14 protein-coding genes and 1 pseudogene are annotated in these 17,812 nt (G+C 70.8%); 9 read left to right on the top strand and 6 right to left on the bottom strand.

Annotated features, from left to right (window positions below; genetic code table 11):
- The first annotated feature begins 12 nt into the window (after positions 1–12).
- Positions 13–828, top strand: coding sequence for a SigB/SigF/SigG family RNA polymerase sigma factor (locus tag ABZS71_RS03755; protein WP_356207327.1), 816 nt, complete (start codon positions 13–15; stop codon positions 826–828).
- 213 nt (positions 829–1,041) lie between these two features.
- Here the strand turns inward: ABZS71_RS03755 and ABZS71_RS03750 are convergent, their stop codons facing one another.
- Complete coding sequence (locus ABZS71_RS03750; protein WP_356207324.1) at positions 1,042–1,368, bottom strand: plasmid stabilization protein; 327 nt, start codon at positions 1,366–1,368, stop codon at positions 1,042–1,044.
- Positions 1,369–1,560: 192 nt separating this feature from the next.
- Between ABZS71_RS03750 and ABZS71_RS03745 the strand changes: the two genes are divergently transcribed.
- Both ABZS71_RS03745 and ABZS71_RS03740 read left to right on the top strand, forming a co-directional pair.
- On the top strand, positions 1,561–2,868 hold the full coding sequence (locus ABZS71_RS03745) for an ATP-grasp domain-containing protein (protein WP_356207321.1): 1,308 nt from the start codon (positions 1,561–1,563) through the stop codon (positions 2,866–2,868).
- Positions 2,869–2,955: 87 nt separating this feature from the next.
- Positions 2,956–4,995, top strand: a complete 2,040-nt coding sequence (locus ABZS71_RS03740; RefSeq protein WP_356207318.1) for a CocE/NonD family hydrolase — start codon at positions 2,956–2,958, stop codon at positions 4,993–4,995.
- Between the two features lie 51 nt (positions 4,996–5,046).
- On the opposite strand, the gene ABZS71_RS03735 is transcribed toward ABZS71_RS03740, so the two are convergent.
- From ABZS71_RS03735 to ABZS71_RS03725, 3 genes are all read right to left on the bottom strand, one after another.
- Positions 5,047–5,682: a hypothetical protein gene (locus ABZS71_RS03735; protein ID WP_356207316.1), complete on the bottom strand. Its 636-nt coding sequence runs from the start codon at positions 5,680–5,682 to the stop codon at positions 5,047–5,049.
- Positions 5,683–5,849: 167 nt separating this feature from the next.
- Positions 5,850–10,967 (bottom strand): caspase family protein, encoded by a 5,118-nt coding sequence (locus tag ABZS71_RS03730; protein WP_356207313.1) that lies wholly within the window; start codon positions 10,965–10,967, stop codon positions 5,850–5,852.
- Positions 10,964–11,320, bottom strand: a complete 357-nt coding sequence (locus tag ABZS71_RS03725) for a hypothetical protein (protein ID WP_356207310.1) — start codon at positions 11,318–11,320, stop codon at positions 10,964–10,966. The genes ABZS71_RS03730 and ABZS71_RS03725 overlap by 4 nt, the downstream gene beginning before the upstream one ends.
- 139 nt (positions 11,321–11,459) lie before the next feature.
- Here ABZS71_RS03725 and ABZS71_RS03720 point away from each other — a divergent pair.
- Positions 11,460–12,317, top strand: a pseudogene (locus ABZS71_RS03720) (3'-5' exonuclease); the annotation flags it as partial.
- Between the two features lie 136 nt (positions 12,318–12,453).
- On the opposite strand, the gene ABZS71_RS03715 reads toward ABZS71_RS03720, so the two are convergent.
- A complete protein-coding gene (locus ABZS71_RS03715) occupies positions 12,454–12,978 on the bottom strand; it encodes a hypothetical protein (protein WP_355850664.1) in 525 nt (174 codons plus the stop codon).
- Complete coding sequence (locus ABZS71_RS03710) at positions 12,971–13,513, bottom strand: DUF402 domain-containing protein (protein ID WP_356207308.1); 543 nt, start codon at positions 13,511–13,513, stop codon at positions 12,971–12,973. Before ABZS71_RS03710 ends, ABZS71_RS03715 begins: the two co-directional genes overlap by 8 nt.
- 211 nt (positions 13,514–13,724) lie before the next feature.
- Between ABZS71_RS03710 and ABZS71_RS03705 the strand changes: the two genes are divergently transcribed.
- From ABZS71_RS03705 to mmuM, 5 genes are all read left to right on the top strand, one after another.
- On the top strand, positions 13,725–14,870 hold the full coding sequence (locus ABZS71_RS03705) for an ATP-binding protein (protein ID WP_356207305.1): 1,146 nt from the start codon (positions 13,725–13,727) through the stop codon (positions 14,868–14,870).
- The gene (locus ABZS71_RS03700; RefSeq protein ID WP_355850655.1) at positions 14,867–15,250 is read left to right on the top strand and encodes a nucleotide pyrophosphohydrolase; all 384 of its coding nucleotides are present in this window, start codon (positions 14,867–14,869) and stop codon (positions 15,248–15,250) included. The genes ABZS71_RS03705 and ABZS71_RS03700 overlap by 4 nt, the downstream gene beginning before the upstream one ends.
- A 132-nt stretch (positions 15,251–15,382) precedes the next feature.
- Positions 15,383–15,874, top strand: a complete 492-nt coding sequence (locus tag ABZS71_RS03695; protein ID WP_356207303.1) for a DUF6099 family protein — start codon at positions 15,383–15,385, stop codon at positions 15,872–15,874.
- An 18-nt stretch (positions 15,875–15,892) separates the two neighbouring features.
- The gene (locus ABZS71_RS03690; RefSeq protein WP_356207300.1) at positions 15,893–16,816 is read left to right on the top strand and encodes an LLM class F420-dependent oxidoreductase; all 924 of its coding nucleotides are present in this window, start codon (positions 15,893–15,895) and stop codon (positions 16,814–16,816) included.
- 23 nt (positions 16,817–16,839) lie between these two features.
- On the top strand, positions 16,840–17,802 hold the full coding sequence (gene mmuM, locus ABZS71_RS03685) for a homocysteine S-methyltransferase (protein ID WP_356207297.1): 963 nt from the start codon (positions 16,840–16,842) through the stop codon (positions 17,800–17,802).
- Positions 17,803–17,812: the final 10 nt, after the last annotated feature.

Here is a 17,812-nt window from a genome sequence, read left to right as displayed (position 1 = left end):
GAGATGACACCGATGAGCGCCGCACCCGCCCGCCACCGTCACGACGACGCCCCTGACACCGCGGCCGACTTCGAGCGGCTGGCCGTGGCGTCCGATGGGCCCGAGCGGGAGGTCCTGGTCGAGGAGCTAGTCGCCGCGTGGCTGCCAATGGCCCACCGCCTCGCCAGCCGCTACCGCAACCGCGGAGAGAACCTGGATGACCTGAAACAGGTGGCGGCTGTGGGCCTGGTGAAGGCCGTAGAGCGCTACGAGCCGCAGCGCGGAGGCGCGTTCGAGTCGTTTGCCGTCCCCACGATCGTGGGGGAGCTGAGGCGGTACTTCCGTGACTGCAGCTGGGATGTGCACGTGCCCCGGCGGGTTCAGGAGCTGCGGAACAAGGTCCGCGCCACCATTCATGAGCTGGCCAACGCGGAAGGCGCCGACCGTTCCCCGACCGTGGCGCAGGTCGCCGAAGCCGCCGGTATGGACGAAGAGGACGTACTCGTCGGCATGGAAGCCATGGACAGTTACCGTTCCCTGTCCCTGGATGCCGAGTTGACCGGTGCGGACGATGGCTACTCGCTGGCCGACACTCTCGGCCGGCCCGAGGCCCGCTACGAGACGGTCATCGCCCGGGAAGCGGTCAAGCCCTGCCTGCACCGGCTGCCGGAGCGGGAGCAGCACATCCTGTACCTGCGATTCTTCCGCGACATGACCCAAGCCGATATCGGCGAGGAGCTGGGCATCTCCCAGATGCATGTCTCCCGCCTCATCTCCCGCAGCTGCCGCACCATCCGCGAACAGGTCGAGGCCGAGCCGCAGCCCCAGCGGCTCCCGGCCGCCGCTTGACGCCTCGCGCCCCGCGCCGCGGCGCCCGACGGCACAGCGCCGCGCGCACGCCACGTGCGCAGTGGGCGGTCGAGCGGGATTCCGCGCTGCTCCATTGGGTTGAACGGCATGCGGGCTCCTACGGCGATGGGAATCTCTTCCGTACCCGGCCTGCGTGCCCGAAATGCGAATATCTTACATTTCCATCTGTCGGCGGAGGCGGTGCGGTGCCGGTCAGCGGCCGAGTGCCTTGGCCAGCTGTTGCTTGTTCATGTTCGAGCGGCCCTCGATGCCACGCTGCTTGGCCTCGTTGTACAGCTGGTCGCGGGTCGGGCCCTTGGGGCCGCGGTGGGAGCGCTCGCCGCCGCGCTGCGGCGCGGACTTCCGGTCCTGCGTCGACGTCTTGCTGGCGGACTTCGCTTCTCCCGAACGAGCACGTTCCTTATTGACGGTACGGGAGGCGATTTCCTTGGCCCGGCCGGTAGACGTACCGCGCTTTTCCGCGCCTTCCTTGATGTGCTCGTACTGCCGTTCCCGCTTGCGGCTGGATCCTGCAGGCATGGTTCGACCTCTCTCGCGCGTCTGCCGTGTCATGGCCCGGGTTCCCCTCGATTCCCGCCCTATAACCAGCATGCTGCGAGGACCGCTGACCGCATTCCGGTGCCGTCCGTTCGCGTGTCACCTGCTGGGGATTAAAGACACGCAGAGGGGTACTGGGCCGCCAGACATCGGGGCACGACCGAGGGAGAGCCGGTGAGCGTGAAGAACATCTTTGTGGTGGGCCTGGACGAGGCCAATCTGCCCAGTCTGCACGAGGTGCCCAATGCGGGTGAGTACCGCTTTCACTCCCTCCTTACTGTTGCGGAGTTGCAGGTCGGTGAGGTCTCCGTGGCCGACCTCATGGAGAAGGCGGAGAAGGTACTGGACGCCTTTGACGGCCGTATCGACGCGATCGTCGGCTACTGGGACTTCCCGGTGAGCACCCTCGTACCGCTCTTGAGCGAGCGCTATGGCACGCACAGCACGAGCCTGGAGTCGGTCGTCAAGTGCGAGCACAAGTACTGGAGTCGGCTTGAACAGCAGAAGGTCATCGACGAGCATCCCCGTTTCGGCCGGGTCGACCTGGCGGCGCGGGATCCGCGCCCGCCCGAGGGCGTCCGCTTTCCCATGTGGCTCAAGCCCGCCCTGGCGTACTCCTCGGAGCTGGCCTTCGGGGTGAAGGATCAGGAGGAGTTCCGAGCGGCGGTCGCCGAGATCCGCGAGGGCATCGGCCGGGTCGGCCGACCGTTCAACTACATCCTGGACCGGCTGGAACTCCCGCCGGAGATGGACGGGGTCGGCGGCGAGGTGTGTTTGGCCGAGGAGGCGCTGTCCGGTATTCAGGTCGCCGTGGAGGGCTACGTGTGGGGCGGTGAGGTCACCGTCTACGGGGCGCTGGACTCCATCGACTACCCCGACAGCCCGTGCTTCCTGCGCCACCAGTACCCCTCCACGCTGCCGGAGCCGGTGGTGCGGCGGCTGCACGACGTCTCAAAGCGGGTCATGCGGCAGATCGGCATGGACTCGGCGACGTTCAGCATCGAGTACTTCTACGACCCGCAGACCGACGAGATCAACCTGCTGGAGATCAACCCCCGGCACTCCCAGTCGCACGCCGAGCTGTTCGAGTACGTCGACGGAGTGCCCAACCACCACTGCATGCTCAGCCTCGCCCTGGGCAAGGACCCGAGCCTGCCCAAGCGCGAGGGCCCCTCCAGGATGGCCGCCAAGTGGTACCACCGGTGGTTCGCCGACGGTGTGGCGCGCGGCGTGCCCACTCAGGAGGACATCGAGCGCATCGAGCGCGAGATCCCCGAGGTGCGCATCGAGGTGGTGCCCGAGGAGGGCCAGCGGCTCTCGGAGATGGACCAGCAGGACAGCTACAGCTTTGAGCTGGCCCACATCTTCACCGGCGGAGACAGCGAGGAGGAGATGCGGGAGAAGTACGACCGGTGTGTCGCGGCCCTGAACCTCACGTTCGAGGAGACCACGCCGGGCGGCCGGGACCAGAAGAACACCTGACTCCGGCTGGTCGCGGTCGGCCCGTGTGCCGACCGCGACACCGGGCACCCATCGAGTCGTGCCGCAGTGAAAGGAGTAGCCGGCCGCATGCGTTTCCTGAGCAACCTGCCCTGTGAGACCAAGGAAGAAGACCACGTCACCATCCCCATGGGCGACGGCACCCGCCTGTCGGCGCGCATCTGGCGCCCCACGTCCTCGGACGAGGAGCCGGTGCCGGCGGTGCTGGAGTACATCCCTTATCGGAAGCGCGATCTGACGTCGGTGCGCGACTCCATCCACCATCCGTACATCGCGGGCCACGGCTACGCCTGCGTCCGTGTCGACCTGCGCGGCACCGGGGAGTCGGAGGGGGTTCTGCGGGACGAATACCTGGAGCAGGAGCAGGCCGACGCCGAGGAGATCCTGGCCTGGCTCGCGGAGCAGCCCTGGTGTGACGGCACGACCGGCATGATGGGGATTTCCTGGGGCGCGTTCGCCGCCCTCCAGGTCGCCGCCCGGCAGCCGGAGAGCCTGCGCGCCATCGTCATCGCCTCCTTCACCGACGACCGGTACGCCGACGACATGCACTACATGGGTGGCGCTCTGCTGTCGGACAACCTGGCCGAGGCGGGCACCATGTTCGCCTACGCCACCTGCCCGCCCGACCCGGTCGTGGTCGGCGAGCGCTGGCGCGAGATGTGGCATGAACGGCTGGAGCAGACCCGCCCCTGGGTGCTGGAGTGGCTGCGCCACCAGCGCCGCGACGACTACTGGCGCCACGCCTCGGTGTGCGAGGACTACCAGGCCGTGCGCTGTCCGGTGCTGGCCTCCAGCGGCTGGGCGGACGGCTACTCCAACGCCGTCACCCGGCTGCTGGGCCACCTGGACGTACCGCGCAAGGGGCTGATCGGTCCCTGGTCGCACAAGTTCCCGCACCTGGGCGAGCCCGGCCCGGCCATCGGCTACCTCCAGGAGGTCGTGCGCTGGTGGGACCACTGGCTCAAGGGCGCCGACAACGGTGCCATGGACGGCCCCATGCTGCGGGCGTGGATGCAGGACAGTGTGCCGCCGTCCACGTCGTACGAGGAGCGGCCGGGCCGCTGGGTCGGCGAGCCCGACTGGCCCTCACCGCACGTCGAACCGGCCGCTCACCCGCTCACCCGGCACCGCATCGGCGCCGCCGGTGAGCCGCCGGCGGACGAGGCGGGGCGCGGCGGGGAGCTGACGGTGCAGTCGCCCCTGTCGGTCGGCCAGTTCGCCGGAAAGTGGGCGTCGTACAACGCCCCGCCGGACCTGCCGTACGACCAGCGCGAGGAGGACGGGGGCTCGATGGTGTTCGACACCGATGTGCTCACCGAGCCCGTGGAGATCCTCGGCTCGCCCTCCGTCGAGCTGGAGCTGTCGGTCAGCGAACCGGTGGCCATGGTGGCCGCCCGGCTCTCCGACGTGGCGCCCGACGGGCGTGCCACCCGTGTCACCTACGGCCTGCTGAACCTCACCCACCGCGATGGCATCGGCGCCCTCGAACCGCTGGAACCCGGGCGCCGCTACCGGGCCACGGTGCAGCTCAACGGCGTGGCCCAGGCGTTTCCGCCCGGGCACCGCATCCGGCTGTCGCTGTCCACGTCGTACTGGCCCCTCGCCTGGCCACCGCCGCGGCCGGTCCTGCTGACCGTGTACGAGGGCTCCAGCACCCTCACCCTGCCGCTGCGCGGAACCGACGAGCCCGACGAGGCTCCCCAGCGCCCGTTCGGCGAGCCGGAGGGCACCCCGCCCGTCGCCACCACACAGCTGCACCCGCCGGAGATGCGGTGGGATGTCACCCGCGATCTGGTGGGCTACCGGTCCGCGCTGGAGATCGTCAAGGACGCCGGTACGGTGCGTTACGAGGACACCGGGCTCGATGTCCACCGCCGCGCCTACGAGCGCTACACGGCCGTGGCGGACGACTTCACGTCGGTCAGCGGCGAGTCGGCCTGGACCATGCGTTTCCGGCGCGACGACTGGGACGTACGGGTCGTCACCCACACCGTGCTGCGCTCCAGCGAGACGGAGCTTTTCGTCGACGCCACGCTGGACGGCTACGAAAACGACCGGCGGGTGTTTTCCCGTACCTGGAACGAGACACTCCCCCGCGACCAGCTGTAAGCGCGACCCCGTTGGAGAAGAATTACGCCTGGGGCACCCGGTTTCCTTTGCCTATCGGGAGGACATCACATGAGCGACCAGGACCAGCGCCATCCGGGAAAGCAGTATCCTCAGCCGGAATTCCCCCAACAGGACCAACCGCATCCTGGCGCCACGGACGAAATGGAACCGCGGCCCGACCACGGTGAAAGCAGCTACCAGGGCCATGGACTGCTGGAGGACCGGCATTCCAAGGTGTAGCAACTGGCCGTCTGAGGCGATCAGGCCGTGTTCGGGCAGGATGCGCTCCAGTGCGGCGGACACCCGCTCGGCATGGGCTGCCAGCTGCTGGCACGCCGTGGTGATCCTTTCCGCGTTGAAGGGCTGTCCGGGATAGAGGGGAACAGCCGGGTCCGGCCATGCCGCCTTCACGCACATCGCGGACACAAGTGTCACCAACCGCGGCAGCGGGGCGGGGACTTGGTTGCCCAGATGTTCCTCATTGGGGGCGTTGCCCACCGGCCAGCCCAACCGCAGGGTGGACCGTGTCTCCCCGGCTGCGCGCAGTTCCAGCAGTGCGCGTCCCGCCAGTGCCGCTGCCTGCGCGGACTGCGCCGTGACAGAAGCGTCGCGCGGAGCGACGACCTGGCCGGCGGCGCGGATGGCGGCGAGCAGCAGCCCTGCCGTGTACGAGGGCTCATCAGACATCTTCGCCTCCGTTAGGCAGCTCCTGGCGGACAGTCACCTGGTGGAGATAGGTGACCGACGCGGTGGAGTCGACGCGCACCGGGGCGTGGACGCGGACCAGGCCACGCGCAGCGGCGGCTCCGGAACCCCCAGGGCCGGGCCCCCACGGGAGAGAGCTCTACGCGGCTTCACGGCCGGGGCCCGGACCTTGGCCTCGGTACGGGGGGCTTGCGCAGGCCGAGGCGGGTTTGCACGTCGTAGTTGTCGCCGACCGCTCGGGAGCAGACCCGGTTGAAGCCGCCCACGCTGTGCCCGCGGGCGGTCAGCAGGAGGTTGGCCGCCAGGAGGATCTGGTCCCTTCGCCCGCGCATCAGGGTGCGGGGGAACGGATTGGCGTTGTGCACGTAGCGGGCGGCCAGGGTGACGGCGCGGCCCCGCTCGAACTTGATCACGATGGACTCATTGCCGTGGGCCTCCTGCAGCAGGCGGCAGGCGTCGAAGCAGTCGTAGGCGCGGCGGGCGTGCTCGGCGGCCGTACGGGCGGTGTCGGAGGTGGGGTCGAGCGGCCTGCCCTCGCCCTGCTCCCACCGCTCCACCACGTCACGTGCCCGGTCGAGGTAGAGCTTGCCCAGGCCATCGAGCAGCTGGACGCTGGTGAAGTCGGTGAGCAGCAGCTCGCCCACGAACTCCGAGTTGTACTGCCCCATGTCCTGGTCGGCCGGGGTGGCAGGGGTCGGACAGTTCGCGTCGGTGGTCGTCTCGGCGGACTCCGGGGCGGCCGGCGCCTCCTCATCGCCGAGGTAGTCGGTGAAGAGGCTGGAGAGCGAATTGCCCCCGGAGCCGCCGCCCTTGACGGTGATGCGCGCCAGGTTGCTCAGCCGAGAAGGGCCGCGTTCCTCCCCGTAGTGGCGGCGGTCCAGGAAACGGCCGACGGTGCCGGCGTAGTCGCCGCCGACCACCGACTCGAACGCCTCGTCGATGGGCTCCCACCGCACCGGCTGGTTGAGCCGCAGCGCGACCCGGGCGCCGAGGACCGCGGCCAGGCTGAAGCGGCTGCCGCCGCCCATGACGGAGCTGAGGCGCTGGTGGGCCGACGCGAGCTGGTCCTGCACCTGCGCGGAGTAGCGGTTCGGGGCGTCCGCGACCTCCGCCAGCATCGCCTCGGCCGAGGACAGCCGGGCCATCCGGCGGACCTCGCCGTTGGGGGCGGTGCGGGCCAGGTGCTCGTAGCGCTCGATCGCCTTCTCGTATCTCCATACGTACCGGTGGAAGGCGGCCTCAGCGGAGATCAGCCGCGCGTCGCCGGGCCAGAGGCGGGACGCCTCCTCGAAGAGGGCGAGGACGGGGCTGTTGTCGACGACAGGCGCCTTGGTGCGCGGCCCAGGGCCTCTGCCCTCCTTGTGCTGCTTCCGGGCGACGTTGTACTCCAAGATGCCCGTCCAGCGGCGGTACTCGCGCTCCAGCCGGGTCTCGATCGCGCACAGCTCGATCGACGGACCGTAGCGGTGGCGGTGGTCCCGCAGCTTGCGGCTGCGCTCGCCGTAGATCCGCTCGATTTCCCGCTGCTGGGTCTCCGGCGGCGCCATCAGGAAGTCTTTGCCGGGCGCCTGGGCGGCGCCGCGCAGGCTGCCCTGGGACATCCAGTCGGAATCCAGGCAGGCCAGGTCGAGCATGCCATGGGGGCGGGAGTGGTCGTTCTCCTGCGACAGCCAGGTACGGACCGCCCGGACGCACGTCTTACGGCGCCGCTCCGCCGCCTCGCCGGCCTCGCTGGTCCGCGCCGTGGTCCGCCAGATGTCCGTGACCTGCCGCAGCCACACCGAGTACGCGAACGGGCTGGGCGCCAGCTCGACGGCGGCCAGGGCACGGTCCGCCGCCCTGGTCCGCCGGGCGCGCGCGGCGCCGTGCTTCTGGCAGTCGCGCAGCGCGCGTGCTAGGAAGCCGTAACACTGGGCCAGTGCGCTCAGGACGGCCGCGGTGTCCTGGTCGTGCAGGGAGGGCGTCCGGGCGTCCGGGTCGCGCGGGGCGGGCAGTTCGTGGGGGCCGCGGTCGCCGAGGTCGCATCGGTCGAGCAGGGGGAGCCGCTCCAGGAGGAACACCGCCTCCTGGGCACCACGCCGTGTCTTCTCCGGCTCCGAGTACCAGGCGTGGACCTTTCGCAGGAAGCGTGCCACCGCCACACAGAGGTTGGGCGGCCAGGTCCGCCGGTCGCCCCAACATGCGTCCAGGGCGTCCATCACCAGGGATCGGGTCTCGTCGAGTTCCTCGTCGTCGGTGCTCTGGTGCAGCAGGAGCACGGCCGTGTCGAGCAGGCGCATCGACCATAGGGAGAGCGGCTCATGCTGCTCATAGGTGATCCGCAGCCCGGCGACCGCGTTCCGTACCGCCTGGACGAGCTCCCGGCGGCACTCCGCCGGGTCGGTTAGCAGGCGGCTGCGGGCGCGGGAGACACGGCTGTTCATCTGCAGGCGCGCCTGGATGTTGCGCGGGATGTCGTCCTGCCGGAGCGTCTCGGTCACCAGCCGGTGCGCCCGGTTGACGAGGTCCTTGGCCTCGTCGAGCCGGTTGTCGTCGATCAGCGCCTCGGCGGTGTTGAGCAGCCAGGAGACGGCCAGGGTGACCCGGCCGGCCTGCCCGGGGCCCCACTCCAGGGCGCCCTCGTACACCAGGTCGGTGGCCTGCATCCGTACCGGGAGGAGCCGGACGGTCAGGCACAGCCGCTTGCCGGTGTAGTCGAGCGAGGTGTCGACGGAACGCAGCAGGGTGTGCGGGACCTGCCCCGGGCGGCAGGCGGCCAGGGCGGTGGAGACTTCCTCGGCGGCCGCCATGAACATCTCGCCCCGCTCGGCGACCGCGCCCTCCAGGCGGGCGGCGAAGGTGAGGGTGGCCACCGAGTGGTAGAGCGGGAAGAGCGGGTGCGGCGTGGGGGCGGTGGCGGGGCCCTCGACCGTGGCCGGGACCGGCTCGGCGGCGGGCGTGGGCCGGGGCTCGGCGGGCCTGGTGGGGGTGAACTCGGTGGTCTCTTCCTGCGCGGGGAGCGGGGTCTCCTTCGAGCCGGGCAGGTACAGCGCGTCGCCCTTGGGGGCGACGACCAGGTCGCAGACCACTTCGTGCAGCGCTGGCAACCGCTTCTCGGCGTCGTCCTCGATCCAGCCCAGGGCGGTGCGCAGTTGGGCTTGGAAGACGTCGTCGGTCTGTTCGTCGTCCTTGTCCAGCACGGTGGCGGCGGTGGGGAAGAGGACACTCGCCGCAGCGGCGAGGCGGCGGTCGAGGTCGCCGTTCTCGGTCAGCCCCGGCGGTATCAGGAGTTTCACGCGCTTCCGGGCGAGCACGGGACGTGTGAACGGGTCGTTGTGGGGGTCGGTGAGCGCGGTGAGGAGGAGGGTCCGCAGGGCATGTTCGCTTGCCTGGCCGATGGTGAGGGAGCCCGAGGTGTCGGCCGACAGAATCCGGGAGTCCAAGAGCATCCTCAGGGTCGTGCTCGGGAAGGCGACAGCCGGGTACTCCAGCACCTGGCGGGGCAGTGACAGCCGGTCGGCGAGGCTCCACACCGCGAGCAGGGCGAGCGTTTCCGGCGTGGCCGGCTGCTCGCCAGGCGGGGCGAAGGAGCAGCCCAGTTCCGAGAGGGTGAGGGCCAGGTTCGGGGTGGCGCCTTCCACCAGTGCGGTGGCCACGGCCTCCGGGTCGGGAGTCGGGGTGCCGGATGCGGAGCCGGTGACGGAATCCTTGGTAGTGCGGTAACCGTTGGCGCCGCGGTAGAGCTCACCCGGCAGCCGCAGCCGTCCGTCCTCGATACGACGGAGAACGCTCGCGCCGTCAACGGCAACCCGCTCCGAAGCCAGGAGCTTGGTGAGGAATTCGGCTGCCTCGTCGTCCGTCAGCTCGGCCAGCGGTATCGGGGCTTTCTGGGTCAGTTGTTGCCCGCCCTCGACCTCGACGGGCACCCGCGAGATGACGATGTTCGCCGTGTCGCGGAAATAGGGGTGGGCGAGGAGCTCGTCGAGTTCGTCGCTGATTCGCTCGGAGTCGTAGCCGAGGCGGCCGCAGTCGATGACCAGGAGCAGGGTGTAGCCGCGGGCGTGCTCCCGCAACCGGTCGATGACCAGTTGGCGGCGCGGATCGTCGGCGCCGCCGGTCGTGGCGGGGTCGACGTCCTGCAGGCCGACCTGGAGCGCATCGGCGAGGGCACCGAGGACGGGGGACTCGGCGCTGGGGTTGGGGATGACCATCTCCATCAGCAGCCAGGGCTGTCCGGGCGGTGCGGCCTCCTTGATGCCGGGTGAAGAGAGCAACTGGCGGACGAAGGCCGACTTGCCCGCGTACTGCGGACCGTGCACGGGGAGCACCACCCGCTGCCCGAACCTCCGGCGGGCATCGTCGAGTTCCAGGTCCCGTCCTGTGAAGTCCGGCACGGGGGAGGGCCACGCGCGGAAGCCGTCCGGGCGCGGAACCGTCACCGAACCCTGCGCGGAGCCTGGCCGGGCGGCCGGGGAGGTGTAGGTGTGCGGGACGGGTGGCGGCGCCACGTGTTTGCGGTTGCGCAGCCAGGGGCGGTCCGCCCAGGTAGCGGCGGACTGCTGGGGCTGTTGGAGCGTGGTGCCGTCGGCTTCGGGGGAGCCCTTCAGGATGTCACCGACCGTGTCGAAGACCCACTGGGCGGACAGGCTCGGCCGGTTCTCCGCGACCCCTTCGAGGGCGGTGAGCAGCGCGCCGGTGAAGAAGGTGGTCTCCTTGCCGGAGTCGCCGAGTGCCGTCTGGTACTTCGCGGCGGCGGACATCACGAACCAGCCCCGCTCGGTGTCCGCGTTCGACGCCTCAGTTGGCACGGAATCGATCGCGCCACCGGAGAAGCAGCAGTCCAGGATCAGGAGTTTACGCTCGGCCAGCGGTTCCTCCTCGGCGACCGTGCGGAAGATGTCGGCGACCGACACCATGGAGTTCTGCGGGGTCAGCACGTCGCCGGTGTCGTGCGGTGCCAGGTAGAGCGTCTCGGTGCGACGGTCGTAGTGACCGTGGCCCGCGAAGTAGAGGACGTAGAGCCCGCCCGGCTTGCTCGTCCTGTAACTGGCGCCGATGGCGTCCAGCATTTGGGCGCGGGTCATGTCCTTCGCGTCGAACAGGTGCATGAAACCCAGACCCCAGACGTCTGCGTTCGCGAACACCTCCTTCAGCCGCTCGATGTTGGTGGCCGCGGCGCGCACCGGGGCGAACGTGCTCCAGGGGTAGTTGACACCGCCGAGGAGCAGGGCGGTGGACAGGGCGGGAGCGACCTTCTCCTCGTCCGGATTCCCCTGGACCCCGCTCACTGCAGTTCCTTCAGGGCGGCGGCGACGTCCTTCGGCTCCCCCTCCATGGTGAGTTCGGTGCGGCGGGTGCCGTCCGGGAGGTCCGTCCGGACCACCTCGAACTTGAGCCCGCCGCGCCGCGGACCGCGCAGGCGGTCGGTCACGTATTGCTGGAGGGCCGCGAGCACCACCGGCAGCGCGACGTTCTCCCCGAAGAACTGCAGCACCTCGATGGCGCCCAGAGCGCCCTGCTCGACCTCGCCGGTGGTGCGGACTGTGCGCACGCCCTGACGCCTCAGGTCGTCCTTCACCGCCCGTTCCAGAGTGCCCAGTTCGTCGGCCAGGCCGCCCTCGATACTCAGAAGAATGCGCATGAACTTCCCCCTACGTGCTGACCCGGGGCGACCGGAGTCGCCGTGACGGACCTGTCCCCCTACGGTGCGTAGACCTCTCTCCGTATCATAGGTGATGATGAGTCAGGTGACGTCCGTACCGGACAGGACGCGCCCCGGGCGGCAGGGGGAGGAGCGCGGTGGTCCGGGCAACGTCCACGTGGAGTCCGGGACCGGCGCATGGCTGCGCTACCGCTACCGGCACATCGTCGTCGACGAGGCCCAGGACCTCAGCGCCGCGCACTGGAAGATGCTGCGCGCGATGGCGCCGCAGCAGCCGAACGACATCTTCCTCGTCGGCGACACCCACCAGAGGATCTACGACAACCAGGTCACCCTCGGCAGCCTGGGCGTCAACATCCGGGGCCGTTCGGCCAAGCTGACCCTCAGCTACCGCACGACGCGGGAGATCCTGGGGTCCGCGATCGGCGTCCTGGAGGGGACGACTACGACGACCTCGACGGCAGCACCGAAGACCTGGCCGGATACCGGTCGGTGCTGCATGGTATGCGTCCGTCGCTGCGAGATGCCGCGAGCTGGGACGAGGAGCTCGACCTTGTGGTGGAGCAGCTTCAGGCGTGGCACGACATCCCGCGTGAGTCCGTCGCGGTCTGTGTCCCTACCAACGAGATGGTGGACGACGTCGTCTCCCGGCTCAGCCGCCGGGGCATCATGTCCGCGAGATCACTCCAGAGGGACCGAGGCGCGACGAGGGCGTGCACGTCGGCACCATGTACCGCTTCAAGGGACTCGAGTACCGCCGCGTGATCACCGCCGGTGTCTCCGAGGGTCTTGTCCCGCGCTCGTCCGTGGACGCGTGGGAACAGACCGACCGGTCCCGTCACAAGCGTGAACTGCAACGGGCGCGCTCCTGTTGTTCGTCGCCGCGACCAGGTCGCGCGACGCTCTCACCATCTCCTGGAACGGGGAACCCAGCCGGTTCCTCCGCCCTCTGGGGGCGCGCCGCACGCGGGGGTGACCCACCGGGGTTCTTCTCGGCCGCTGGTTGACCGCAGGGCGGAGTTCCGGGCACTCGATGCCTCCGGCTCGCCTCGTCGGCGCGGTCCAGGAGCGAGGGAGCGCGCCCCGGCTGGGCGTCGTCTCTGGCGCCGCGTCTACACCTCGTGGAGGGCCGCCTTCGCGGCGTCGACGAAGTCCGTGAGGGTGGCCCAGAATGGTCTGAAAGCGTCGTGGAAGCGCTGCAGCGCCTCCGGCTCGTCGGAGCGCATGGCGCCAAGAGCCCGGTGGAACGGGCCGGTCGCCTTCTGCAGCGCGTTCGCCGCGGCGGCTGCGGCGGCTGGGCCCTCCAGCTCGACCACGCGTACGCAGCGGCGCAGCTTGCCGTACTCGTCGCGCTCGCGCTCGGCCAGCTCGTCCAGGACGGCGGGGCGGCGCTGGGCCTCGCCGGTCCGCTGGACGGCGGCGACTTCCCAGTACAACTCGGCGATGCTGTGGGTCTGTTCGACCAGGTCAAGGTAGGCCGTGCGCCTGCTCTCGCGCAGCCGCTCCGTCTGCTGGGCGCGCGCCGCGGTGTCCGCCTGTATCCGGGCGGCCCGGGTGTTGCCCCGGCTGGTGACCCAGCTGGCCAGGACGGCGGTGCCGCCGGTGAGGGCGGCGATCCAGAAGGTGTTGTCAGCCACGGCCGTCCTGTGAGTTGTCCAGGGCGAGGAGGGCGTCGAAGCCGCCGCCGCGGGCGAGCCGTTCGAGCTCGTCGAGGGCGCGGCGGGCCTGGTCGGCGGCGGCCGGGTCGCGGTCGGCGAGGCCGCTCTCCAGGAACTCGTCCTCGTCGAGGCGCAGCACCGTCCCCCGGTCCGCCGAGAGCCACAGGTCGAGGTCCAGGTCCGTGACGGCGAGGGTTCCGGCTTCGACGACGACGGGGCGGGTCACATCGCAGTACCAGCCCTTGAGCGCACCGGACACGGTGCGGACCTCCTTGACCGCGTACCAGCGGTCGCGCCAGAAGTGCTCGGTGAAGACGTCACCGTGCTCGAAGCGGACGAACCCGAAGTCCCGGACCGCCGCTCCGGCCCACGGTGCGCGCACGGTGACGCGGGTCCCGTCGTCGGCGACGACGGTCGCGGGGTAGCGGACGTCGGGGCGGGGGTGTTTGACGAGTCCGACCGTGACTTCGCCGCCCGGCGCCAGTATGCCGTGCGCCCTGTCCGTCCCGCCCATGTGCTTCTCGCTTCCCGATTGGCGTGATCAGCCGGTCGTTCCGGCGTTCCTGAGGGGAGCCTTTCGTACGCGCGGTCGCACGGGCCACTCCATTTTCTCGGGGCATCTCCTTGCCCAGGGTCATCATCGGCCACCGCGGCTATCCCCCGATGGTAGGAAGATACGGAAGGCGTAACGGTTCCGCGCTATGTCCCACAGATATGTTCCAGGCATGAGCGCATCCGGGCTGCTGCCCGCCAGGACCGAACTGCGGCCCGTTGTCTCCGAGTTGAGGCTGTCGGCCTTCAAGAGGCACCGCCGTGCCGCCTTCCCGCTGGGGCCGCTGACCCTGATCTCCGGGCCCAGCGGCAGCGGTAAGTCCGGTGTGCTGGAGGCGTACGCGGCGCTCGCGCGGCTCGCGGGCGGCGCCCGGCTCGCGGAGGTGTTCCGCGATCCGGCGGCGTACATCCCGCGCTGGGCCCGGCCGGACCGGCAGGGGCGGCGCGGCTTCCGCATCGGCTGCACCGTGGACGGCCCGGTGGGGCCCGTACGGCTCGATGTCGCCGTACAGGCGGAGCCCGAGCTGCGGATCGTCGGCGAGCGGATGACGGGCGCGGGGGAGACCCTGCTGGAGACGGCGCTGCGCGACCCGGGGCGGCGCTGCGTCCAGGCCGCCTGGCATACGGCGGGGGCGGTCGCGGTCACCCGCGCCCCGCTGCCCGACGACCGGCTGGCCACCTCGCTGCTGCCGCTGCGGGTGGCGGGCACGACCGAGGGGCAGCGGCTCGCGCTGGCCGCCGCCGAGCAGGTCGTCATCGCGCTGCGCTCGGTCTTCCCCTGCGATCCGCGACCGGACCGGATGCGGGCGCCGGCGGCGCCGCGGGACGGCCGGCTGCGCGGCGGCTGCGAGAACCTGGCGGCGGTGCTGCGGCGCACCAGCCGGGAGTGCGGCACGCGTCACGCGGCGCTGGTCGCGGCGGTCCGGGCGGGGTGCTCGGGGCCGGTCGAGGGCCTGGTGACGGAGGGGCGCGCGGACGGGGTGGTGCGCGCCCTGCTGGAGCAGGGGGAGCTCGGGGCGATGCCCGTGGAGCGGCTGGGGGACGGCGAGCTGCGGTACATCGCGCTCGCGCTGGTGCTGCTGACCGGGCCGGGGGTGCTGGCGGTGGACCCGGCGGCGGATGTGCTGCCCGCGCGGCAGGTGCTGACGGTGCTGGCCGACGGGTTCGACCGGTGTCTGGACCGGCGGCAGGCGCGGGAGCTCCTGGGGGTGGCGGCCCGGATGTGCGCACGGGGGCACATCCGGCTCGTCGGCACGGTGGGGGACGTGACGGGGGCGCTCGGGGGCGCCCCCGCCACGGTGGTAAACCTGGGGGCGTGACCGAGTCCCATGAGTGCGAGCGACGATCCGACGGCCTCGAAGTGGCGGGGCTGCAGCGCCGGCTGGCCGCGTTCGCGGCGGCGCGCGACTGGCAGCAGTACCACACGCCCAAGAACCTCGCGGCGGCGCTGAGCGTCGAGGCGTCCGAGCTGGTGGAGATCTTCCAGTGGCTGACGCCGGAGCAGTCGGCGCGGGTGATGGAGGACGCGGGGACGGCGGCCCGGGTCGAGGACGAGGTCGCCGATGTGCTCGCGTATCTGCTGCAGTTCTGCGAGGTGTTGGGGATCGACGCGCTCGCTGCGCTCTCCGCGAAGATCGACCGCAACGAGGGTCGCTTCCCGGCGACGGTGTCTCCACACCCCGATCGTCACTCTACGTAGTGATGAGGTTATCCACAGCGCAACTGTTGTCAACAGATTCCTGAATTCCCCTAGCTTTTCGGCCTGTTAGTCATCACTCTGGGTAGTGGAGGAGTGACGGGTGCGGAAAGTCCGTTGAGAGGGGTACGGGGCATGGACGCGATGCGGCTGATCGGTGTCACCCGGCACGCCCTGGCGAAGGCCGGAAGCGTGCACGACATCGTGGCCGAGGCCTGGCAGGTCCAGGCGCTGGCGGAGGCGGTCGGCGGATATTTCGTGGTGAGCGGCCCGGCGGCCGCGCGGGCGGAGGCGCGCGGTCTGTGCGAGGCGGGAGGAAGGGCGCGCGGCGCCCTGTTCCACCCCGCGTTGCACCATCCCACGCTGCACAGCGGAGGCGGGGGGTTACGGGCCGCGCAGCTGTCGGAGGTGCGGGATCCGAGAGAGGTGCTGCTGGCGCTGGGGGATCTGCTCGCGGAGGCGGGGTTCGCGCTGGTCGGCGTCGCCTCCAATACCGAAGAGGAGGCGCTGTACTGGCAGTGCGTGGAGGCGATCGACGCGGCCGACGAGGCCAGGGACCGGGTCCACGGGATGCTCAGGCATCTCACGGGGCTGGAGTGGGGTGGGGAATGGGGTGGTGCGGCATGAGAAGGCAGGATGGAGGACATGGATCTTCGCATCTTCACCGAGCCCCAGCAGGGGGCGAGCTACGACACCCTGCTCACCGTCGCCAAGGCGGCCGAGGACCTTGGCTTCGACGCCTTCTTCCGGTCGGATCATTACCTGCACATGGGGAGCGTCGACGGGCTGCCGGGCCCGTCAGACGCCTGGATCACCCTGGCCGGGCTGGCCCGCGAGACCCAGCGGATCCGGCTGGGCACCTTGATGACCGCCGCCACCTTCCGGCTGCCCGGTGTGCTCGCGATCCAGGTCGCGCAGGTCGACCAGATGTCCGGCGGCCGGGTCGAGCTGGGCCTGGGCGCGGGCTGGTTCGAGGAGGAACACCGGGCCTATGGGATCCCCTTCCCGAAGGAGAAGTTCGCACGGCTGGAGGAGCAGCTGGCCATCGTCACCGGTATGTGGCGGACGCCGGTCGGCGAGACCTTCAGCCATGAAGGTGCCCACTACCGGCTGACCGACTCCCCGGCGCTGCCCAAGCCCGCGCAGAGCAAGGTGCCGGTGCTGATCGGCGGCCACGGGGCGACCCGCACCCCGCGGCTGGCCGCGCAGTACGCGGACGAGTTCAATATGCCGTTCGCCTCGGTCGAGGACAGTGAGCGGCAGTTCGGCCGGGTCCGGGCGGCGGCCGAGGCCGCCGGCCGCAAGGGCGACGACCTGGTGTACTCCAACGCGCTGGTCGCCTGCATGGGCAAGGACGACGCCGAGGTCGCCCGGCGGGCCGCGGTGATCGGCCGGAAGGTCGAGGAGCTGAAGGAGAACGGTCTGGCGGGCTCCCCGGCCGAGGTCGTCGAGAAGATCGGCCGCTATGCGGAGGCCGGCGCCTCCCGGATCTATCTCCAGATTCTGGACCTCGACGACCTCGATCACCTTGAGCTGATTTCATCCCAGGTCCAGTCCCAGCTGGGGTGAGCGAACCACCAGGAGCACCTGTGATGTCTGTCCCTCGTCCGTCACTCGCCGCCGCGCTGGAAGGCGGAGCGCTCGTCCTCGACGGCGGGCTGTCCAACCAGCTGGAGGCGCAGGGCTGCGATCTGTCCGATGAGCTGTGGTCGGCTCGGCTGCTCGCCGATGACCCGGGGCAGATCGAGGCGGCGCACACCGCCTATGCGCGGGCGGGCGCACGGGTGCTCATCACCAGCAGCTATCAGGCGACCTATGAGGGCTTCGCCCGCCGGGGCATCGGGCGCGAGGAGGCGGCGGCGCTGCTGCGGCGCAGCGTCGAACTGGCCCGCACGGCGGCCGGGGGAGCCGCCGAAGGGGTTGCCGGAGGGGCGGCCGAGGCGTCGGGCGCGGGCGGCCGGGCCGCGGCGCCGGTATGGGTGGCGGCCTCCGTCGGCCCCTATGGGGCGATGCTGGCGGACGGCAGCGAATACCGCGGGCGGTACGGGCTGAGCGTGGACGAGCTGGAGCGGTTCCACCGGCCGAGGATCGAGGCGCTGGCCGGGGCCGGGCCCGATGTGCTGGCGCTGGAGACGGTGCCGGACGCCGACGAGGCGGCGGCCATGCTGCGGGCCGTCGAGGGGTGCGGGGTGCCCGTATGGCTGTCGTACAGCATCGCGGGGGAGGCCACCCGGGCCGGGCAGGCCCTCAGGGACGCCTTCGCCCTCGCCGCGGGGAACGACCAGGTGATCGCCGTCGGGGTCAACTGCTGTGAGCCGGGCGACGCCGACCGGGCCGTGGAGATCGCGGCCGACACCACCGGAAAGCCGGTGGTGGTCTATCCGAACAGCGGAGAGGAGTGGGATGCCGAGGCGCGGAGCTGGCGCGGGCGGGCGACCTTTGACCCGGCGCGGGTGAAGGCATGGCAGGACGCCGGGGCGCGGCTCATCGGCGGCTGCTGCCGCGTGGGGCCGGGCCGGATCGCCGAGCTGGCCGCGGTGGTGACAAATCATTAGGTGACCCGGC

This window comes from Streptomyces sp. NPDC005393 (genome assembly GCF_040606675.1).
Lineage (GTDB): Bacteria > Actinomycetota > Actinomycetes > Streptomycetales > Streptomycetaceae > Streptomyces.
This window is presented reverse-complemented; position numbering and strand designations above follow the sequence as displayed.